At 60.4% G+C, this 6625-nt stretch carries 6 protein-coding genes; all 6 read left to right on the plus strand.

The window, feature by feature from the left end; all coding sequences use genetic code 11:
- Positions 1 to 14: 14 nt before the first annotated feature.
- The 6 genes from ACQ7C1_RS22515 (at position 15) to ACQ7C1_RS22540 (ending at position 6484) form a co-directional block, all read left to right on the plus strand.
- On the plus strand, positions 15 to 947 hold the full coding sequence (locus tag ACQ7C1_RS22515) for a VOC family protein (protein ID WP_221113695.1): 933 nt from the start codon (positions 15 to 17) through the stop codon (positions 945 to 947).
- 311 nt (positions 948 to 1258) lie between these two features.
- Positions 1259 to 1948, plus strand: a complete 690-nt coding sequence (locus ACQ7C1_RS22520) for a hydrolase (protein ID WP_097600131.1) — start codon at positions 1259 to 1261, stop codon at positions 1946 to 1948.
- Between the two features lie 65 nt (positions 1949 to 2013).
- The gene (locus ACQ7C1_RS22525) at positions 2014 to 2301 is read left to right on the plus strand and encodes a XapX domain-containing protein (protein WP_097600130.1); all 288 of its coding nucleotides are present in this window, start codon (positions 2014 to 2016) and stop codon (positions 2299 to 2301) included.
- Entirely contained in the window at positions 2301 to 4283 is a 1983-nt protein-coding gene (locus ACQ7C1_RS22530) for an amidohydrolase family protein (protein ID WP_430959836.1), read from the plus strand. The genes ACQ7C1_RS22525 and ACQ7C1_RS22530 overlap by 1 nt, the downstream gene beginning before the upstream one ends.
- A 162-nt stretch (positions 4284 to 4445) precedes the next feature.
- Positions 4446 to 4889, plus strand: coding sequence for a DoxX family protein (locus tag ACQ7C1_RS22535; protein ID WP_183705585.1), 444 nt, complete (start codon positions 4446 to 4448; stop codon positions 4887 to 4889).
- The gene (locus ACQ7C1_RS22540; protein ID WP_221113696.1) at positions 4886 to 6484 is read left to right on the plus strand and encodes an MFS transporter; all 1599 of its coding nucleotides are present in this window, start codon (positions 4886 to 4888) and stop codon (positions 6482 to 6484) included. Before ACQ7C1_RS22535 ends, ACQ7C1_RS22540 begins: the two co-directional genes overlap by 4 nt.
- Positions 6485 to 6625 lie beyond the last annotated feature (141 nt).

Genomic DNA, 6625 nt, shown 5'->3' on the forward strand with positions numbered 1-6625 from the left:
TGAAAGGCATCGGCATGATCAAGGACATCAAGGGACTGCACCACGTCACTTCGATGGCATCGGACGCGCGGCAGAACAACCGCTTCTTCACCAACACTCTGGGTCTTCGTCGCGTTAAGCAAACGGTCAACTTCGATGACCCCAGCGTCTATCACCTCTACTACGGTGACGAGACGGGTTCGGCCGGGACAGTGATGACCTACTTCCCGTTTCCGAACATGATGCTCGGCCGCCCCGGTGTTGGCGAAGTTGGCGAGACACAGTTCTCCGTGCCGAAGGGTTCGCTGAAATTCTGGCAGGACCGCTTCACCGCGCAGGGCGTGGACGGACTGGAACTCGACACCGTGTTTGGCGCCAATCGGCTTCGCTTCATGGGGCCAGACGGCGACGTCCTTGCTCTCATTGAATCCTCCGACGACAAGCGGGCACCCTGGGTTGCCAATGGAATTCCCGACGATGCGGCAATTCGCGGTTTCGCCGGCGCAAGATTCAGTCTGCACGACACCGCTGCGACCGAAGAGCTGCTCGGCTTCATGGGCTACCAGCGCGCTGACAAAGAGGGCGACGTGACCCGATTCATTATCCCCGACGGCAATGGAGCCGACACGATCGATCTGGCAGCGTTGCCGAAGACGCCTTTTGCGCGCCAAGGCGCAGGTTCGGTGCACCACATCGCGTTCGCCGTCGAAAACCGCGAGAAGCAGCTCGAAGTGCGCAAAGCTCTGATGGATACCGGCTATCAGGTGACGCCCGTCATCGACCGCGACTATTTCTGGGCGATCTACTTCCGCACGCCTGGCGGGGTGCTGTTCGAGGTCGCGACGAGCGAGCCCGGCTTCAACCGGGACGAGGATACGGCGCATCTTGGGGAGGCTCTCAAGCTCCCAAGCCGATACGAGAACTACCGCACCGAGATTCAGGCCAACCTCGTGCCATTGGCGTCGTGAGCAGCAATCTCCCGTCAAAGCCACGATAAGAGCGCCGCGTCCGAAAGGGCCGCGGCGCTTTCCATTTCGGCCGCGCTTGCGGTCTAACGATTGTTGCAGATACAGCAATTCAATGGAAAGTCTTATTGCAATTCCGTGGGCATCAGCCGTGCGATAAGTTTGTTTTCAGCAGCCAAGACAACGAGTGAGCGGCTCCGAGACGGATCCAGGAACAGGTTCTCCGAACGAGCGTCGCACCCGCGTCCGATCAATTGCTGCTGCCCATTATAACACCGCAACAGGCGGTCCAAACAACCGAAGAGGAAGTGACCATGTCCAAGCTCGAAGTCCTGACCCCGGCAAACAGCCAGCTCATCTTCATCGACCAGCAGCCGCAGATGGCGTTCGGGGTCCAGTCGATCGATCGTCAGACGCTGAAGAACAATGTCGTCGGGCTTGCCAAGGCCGCCAAGATCTTCAACATCCCGACCACGATCACCACAGTCGAGACACAATCCTTCTCGGGTAACACGTATCCGGAACTGCTTGCTGTCTTCCCGGAGAACGACCTTCTCGAACGCACCTCGATGAACTCCTGGGACGACCAGAACGTCCGCGACGCGCTGGCGAAGAATGCCGCCGAGGGCCGCAAGAAGATCGTCGTCTCCGGTCTGTGGACCGAAGTCTGCAACACGACGTTCGCGCTTTCGGCCCTCCATGATGTCCCGGAATACGAGATCTACATGGTTGCGGATGCTTCCGGCGGCACTTCAGCCGACGCGCACAAATACGCGATGGACCGGATGGTGCAGGCCGGCGTGATTCCGGTCACCTGGCAGCAGGTCCTGCTCGAGTGGCAGCGCGACTGGGCCCGCAAGGAGACCTACGATGCGGTCACAGCCCTCGTTAAGGAGCATTCGGGCGCGTACGGAATGGGCATCGACTACGCCTACACGATGGTTCATGGCGCAGAAGAACGCGTCAAGCACGGCAAGCGCATCGGTCCGAATCCCGCAAAGTAACAGTCTGATCAGACCGCTCCGATCACCCCATCGGAGCGGTCCTTTCCGCAATCGGAGAACATCTCATGAAAATCTATCTAATGTCGCTTGGCGCTGGCCTGCTCGTCGGGACCGTCTATAGCCTTCTCAACGTCCGATCACCAGCACCCCCTGTCATTGCCCTGATCGGCCTTCTCGGAATCCTTGTCGGCGAACAAATTATTCCGTTCGCGAAGACGCTTTGGAGAAACGAGCCGGCGGCGATCTCATGGGTTCATCAGATCAAGCCGCACATCTTCGGTCACCTGCCGAGGGGCGGCGACCGCATCAACATTGCTCATAAGGCAAAGGCGAGTGTAGAGGAGCGGGGCTGATGACCACGCGTCGATCCTTTCTCGGAGGTGCATCGAGCTTGGCCTTCTCGAACCTCTTCTCACCAGCGAAAGCTGCCGATCCCAGACAGACCGGAGTAGATACCATGCATCCCGACCTGATCCTCCACAATGGCCGCGTGACGACCCTTGACCGGACCAATCCGAATGCGACGGCAATCGCCATTAAGGATGGGCTTTTCCTCGAAGTCGGATCCGATAGTGAGATCATGGCGCGCGCTGGTTCCAGCACTAAGATCATCGACCTCAAGGGCAAGCGCGTTCTCCCCGGCCTTATCGACAACCATACCCATGTTGTTCGCGGTGGCCTGAACTACAACATGGAACTGCGCTGGGACGGCGTGCGCTCGCTCGCCGACGCGATGGACATGCTGAAGCGCCAGGTGGCGATCACGCCCGCGCCGCAGTGGGTTCGCGTCGTCGGCGGGTTCACGGAACATCAGTTCGCCGAAAAGCGGCTGCCCACTCTCGACGAGATCAACGCTGTCGCGCCTGACACACCCGTGTTCCTTCTGCACCTCTATGATCGTGCGCTGCTCAACGGTGCGGCTCTCCGCGCTGTCGGCTACACCCGTGACACCCCGAACCCGCCCGGAGGCGAGATCACACGCGATGCCAACGGCAATCCGACCGGTATGCTGCTGGCCAAGCCGAATGCAGGCATTCTCTATTCGACGCTTGCCAAGGGGCCCAAGCTTCCGCTGGACTACCAGGTCAACTCTACCCGCCACTTCATGCGCGAGTTGAACCGACTTGGCGTGACAGGTGTGATCGACGCGGGTGGTGGTTTCCAGAACTATCCTGACGACTATGAGGTCATCCAAAAGCTGTCCGACGAGAACCAGATGACGGTGCGGCTGGCCTACAATCTCTTCACCCAGAAGCCGAAGGAAGAGAAGCAGGACTTCCTGAACTGGACCCAGTCGGTCAAATACAAGCAGGGTAACGACTACTTCCGGCACAATGGTGCGGGCGAGATGCTTGTGTTCTCGGCCGCCGACTTCGAGGATTTCCGCCAGCCCCGTCCGGAGATGGCTCCGGAAATGGAAGGAGAGCTGGAAGAGGTCGTCCGCGTCCTGGCCGAAAATCGCTGGCCGTGGCGTCTGCACGCCACCTATGACGAGACGATCTCCCGTGCCCTTGACGTGTTCGAGAAGGTCAACAAGGACATTCCACTCGAGGGACTAAACTGGTTCTTCGACCATGCCGAAACCATCTCGTATCGCTCGATCGACCGTATCGCCGCGCTCGGCGGTGGTATCGCCACACAACATCGTATGGCATATCAGGGCGAATACTTCGTTGAGCGCTATGGGCACGGCGTGGCGGAAGCGACACCGCCGATCAGGAAGATGCTCGACAAGGGCGTGAACGTCTCGGCCGGGACCGATGCCACCCGCGTCGCCTCCTATAATCCGTGGGTTTCGCTGTCGTGGATGGTGACTGGCAAGACGCTCGGCGGCATGCAGCTCTATCCGCGTGCCAATTGCCTCGACCGCGAGACGGCGCTCAGGATGTGGACCGAAAAGGTCACATGGTTCTCCAACGAGGAAGGCAAGAAGGGCCGCATCGAGAAGGGTCAGTTCGCCGATCTCGTGGTGCCGGACAAGGACTTCTTCTCCTGCGCCGAGGACGAGATCTCCTTCCTTGTTTCGGAACTGACAATGGTCGGCGGCAAGATCGTGTATGGCGCGGGTGACTTCAAGGCGCTTGACGAGAACGACATCCCGCCCGCGATGCCCGACTGGTCGCCTGTCCGCAAGTTCGGCGGTTACGCGGCTTGGGGTGAACCGGAAGGGGCAGGCGCTCGTTCGCTGCGCCGCACTGCTATCTCTACATGTGGATGTGCGAGCAATTGCGGCGTGCACGGCCACGACCATGCCGGAGCCTGGACATCCAAGCTCCCGATTGCCGACCTCAAGGGCTTCTTCGGCGCTCTCGGCTGCTCCTGCTGGGCGGTCTGACGAACATTCAGCTCGGGTGGCCAACTGCCACCCGAGAGCCGCTCTATAATTGCTATTTTTGCAATTAAGTCGAAACTATTGCTGCAATTGCTGGCAATTCGATAACCGGCCAATATCGCTCCAAGCAACACAGCCGCTCGCGGCGGACATACAGGAGCCGACATGACCTACCAATCTCAATCATCCAATCCAATCCGGAGCCGCGTGGCAGGCGTCGTCGAATCGCCTGTGGTGCGGACGGCGTCGCTGCTGGCTCTTTGCGCAGCCTACATCCAGGGTCCGCTCACCAAGATCTTCGACTTCAACGGTGCACTGGCTGAGATGGATCATTTCGGTCTGCATCCCGCCGCGTTCTTCGCGATCGCCGTGATCGTATTCGAGCTGACGGCCTCCGCGATGGTGATCTCGGGTTTCCTGCGCTGGGCGGGCGCGCTTGCGCTTTCAGGCTTCACCCTACTTGCAACCTTCATCGCCCTTCGCTTCTGGGAGATGGCGCCTGGGATGGACCGCATGATGGCCACCAATGCCTTCTTCGAGCACCTCGGCCTCGCAGGCGCATTCGTCTTCGTTACAGCATTCGACCTCGCCAAGGGAGCAGGCAAATGAGCGCCGCAAAATCATCCGGGGGAACCTTCGCGCCCCTCGCACAGCCCGTGTTCGCCGTCCTCTGGATCGCCACCGTTATTGGTAACACCGGAAGCTTCATGCGCGATGTCGCAAGCTCCTGGTTGATGACGGATCTGTCCGCATCGCCGGCCGCGGTCGCCATGGTCCAGGCTGCCGGAACCCTGCCGATTTTCCTGCTTGGCATCCCCGCAGGCGTTCTCACCGACATCCTCGATCGCCGCAAGTTCCTGATCGCCATTCAGGTGCTACTCGCCTCTGTCAGCATCGCGCTGATGGTTCTCTCGCAGACAGGCATGCTTTCGGTCAGCGCGCTGATTGGCCTGACCTTTTTCGGCGGCATTGGCGCGGCATTGATGGGACCGACATGGCAAGCAATTGTGCCGGAACTGGTGAAGCGCGAGGACGTGAAGAGCGCGGTGGCGCTCAACTCGCTCGGCATCAACATCGCCCGCTCCATCGGGCCTGCCGCGGGTGGCCTGCTTCTCGCAGCCTTCGGAGCCGGGATCACCTATGGCGCGGACGTGGCCAGCTATATCGTCGTGATCGCAGCTCTTGTCTGGTGGCCGCGGACAAAGAACTCCAACGATGCGCTTCAGGAGAACTTCTTCGGTGCGTTCCGGGCCGGACTTCGCTACACCCGCTCGAGCGAGCCACTGCACGTCGTGCTTCTGCGGGCCGCGATCTTCTTTGCCTTCGCCAGCGCGGTCTGGGCTCTTCTTCCGCTCGTTGCCCGACAACTCCTCGGTGGTGATGCAAGCTTCTATGGCATCCTGCTTGGTGCGGTAGGTGCTGGTGCGATCGGGGGAGCCTTGGTGATGCCGAAGCTGCGTGAACGCTTGAGCTCGGACGGACTGCTTCTCGGCGCCGCGCTTGTCACAGCAGCCGTCATGGGAGTCCTGTCGCTTGCGCCGCCGAAGATCATTGCCATCGTGGTCCTTCTTTTCCTCGGGGGAGCATGGATCACTGCCCTGACTACACTCAACGGGGCAGCGCAGGCCGTTCTCCCGAACTGGGTGCGTGGTCGTGGTCTTGCCGTCTATCTGACCGTCTTCAACGGTGCGATGACTGCCGGAAGTCTCGGCTGGGGTGCAGTCGGCGAAGCTGTCGGCATCCAGTCCACCTTGCTCATTGGAGCGGCCGGCCTGCTCATCGCCGGGTTCATCATGCAGCGCGTGAAGCTTCCCGCAGGCGATGCCGACCTTGTGCCGTCCAACCACTGGCCCGAGCCGCTCGTTGCCGAGCCAGTTGCCCATGATCGTGGCCCAGTTCTCATCCTGATCGAATACAAGGTCGAGAAGCAGCACCGCACAGCCTTCCTGCACGCTCTCGACCATCTTTCCAGGGAACGTCGCCGCGACGGTGCCTACGGATGGGGTGTCACTGAGGACTCGGCGGACCCTGAGAAGATCGTCGAGTGGTTCATGGTGGAATCCTGGGCTGAACATCTTCGCCAGCACAAGCGGGTCTCGAACGCCGACGCCGATCTGCAGGGGAAGGTTCTGGCTTACCATGCCGGTCCTGAGAAACCCGTCGTCCGGCACTTCCTGACAATCAACCGACCGGCGGCGGCTTGACACGGAAAAAAGGGGTGGCGGCTACGGCCGCCGTCTCCAGATCCTCTGGCGAGCTAGAGCCTTTCATGTTTTGACGGAAGCATAGCCCGCATTTGAGAAGTAGTTGGCGCATTCCTCTGGCTTGATGGTGTCGGCGAGGTG

Origin of the sequence: Rhizobium sp. Nf11,1 (assembly GCF_050587665.1) — a bacterium.
GTDB lineage: Bacteria > Pseudomonadota > Alphaproteobacteria > Rhizobiales > Rhizobiaceae > Rhizobium.

What these genes read in the sequence shown, in the direction of transcription:
- ACQ7C1_RS22515 (WP_221113695.1), top strand. Translation starts at nt 15, where the DNA reads ATGATCAAGGACATCAAGGGACTGCACCACGTCACTTCGATGGCATCG.
- ACQ7C1_RS22520 (WP_097600131.1), top strand. Translation starts at nt 1,259, where the DNA reads ATGTCCAAGCTCGAAGTCCTGACCCCGGCAAACAGCCAGCTCATCTTC.
- ACQ7C1_RS22525 (WP_097600130.1), top strand. Translation starts at nt 2,014, where the DNA reads ATGAAAATCTATCTAATGTCGCTTGGCGCTGGCCTGCTCGTCGGGACC.
- ACQ7C1_RS22530 (WP_430959836.1), top strand. Translation starts at nt 2,301, where the DNA reads ATGACCACGCGTCGATCCTTTCTCGGAGGTGCATCGAGCTTGGCCTTC.
- ACQ7C1_RS22535 (WP_183705585.1), top strand. Translation starts at nt 4,446, where the DNA reads ATGACCTACCAATCTCAATCATCCAATCCAATCCGGAGCCGCGTGGCA.
- ACQ7C1_RS22540 (WP_221113696.1), top strand. Translation starts at nt 4,886, where the DNA reads ATGAGCGCCGCAAAATCATCCGGGGGAACCTTCGCGCCCCTCGCACAG.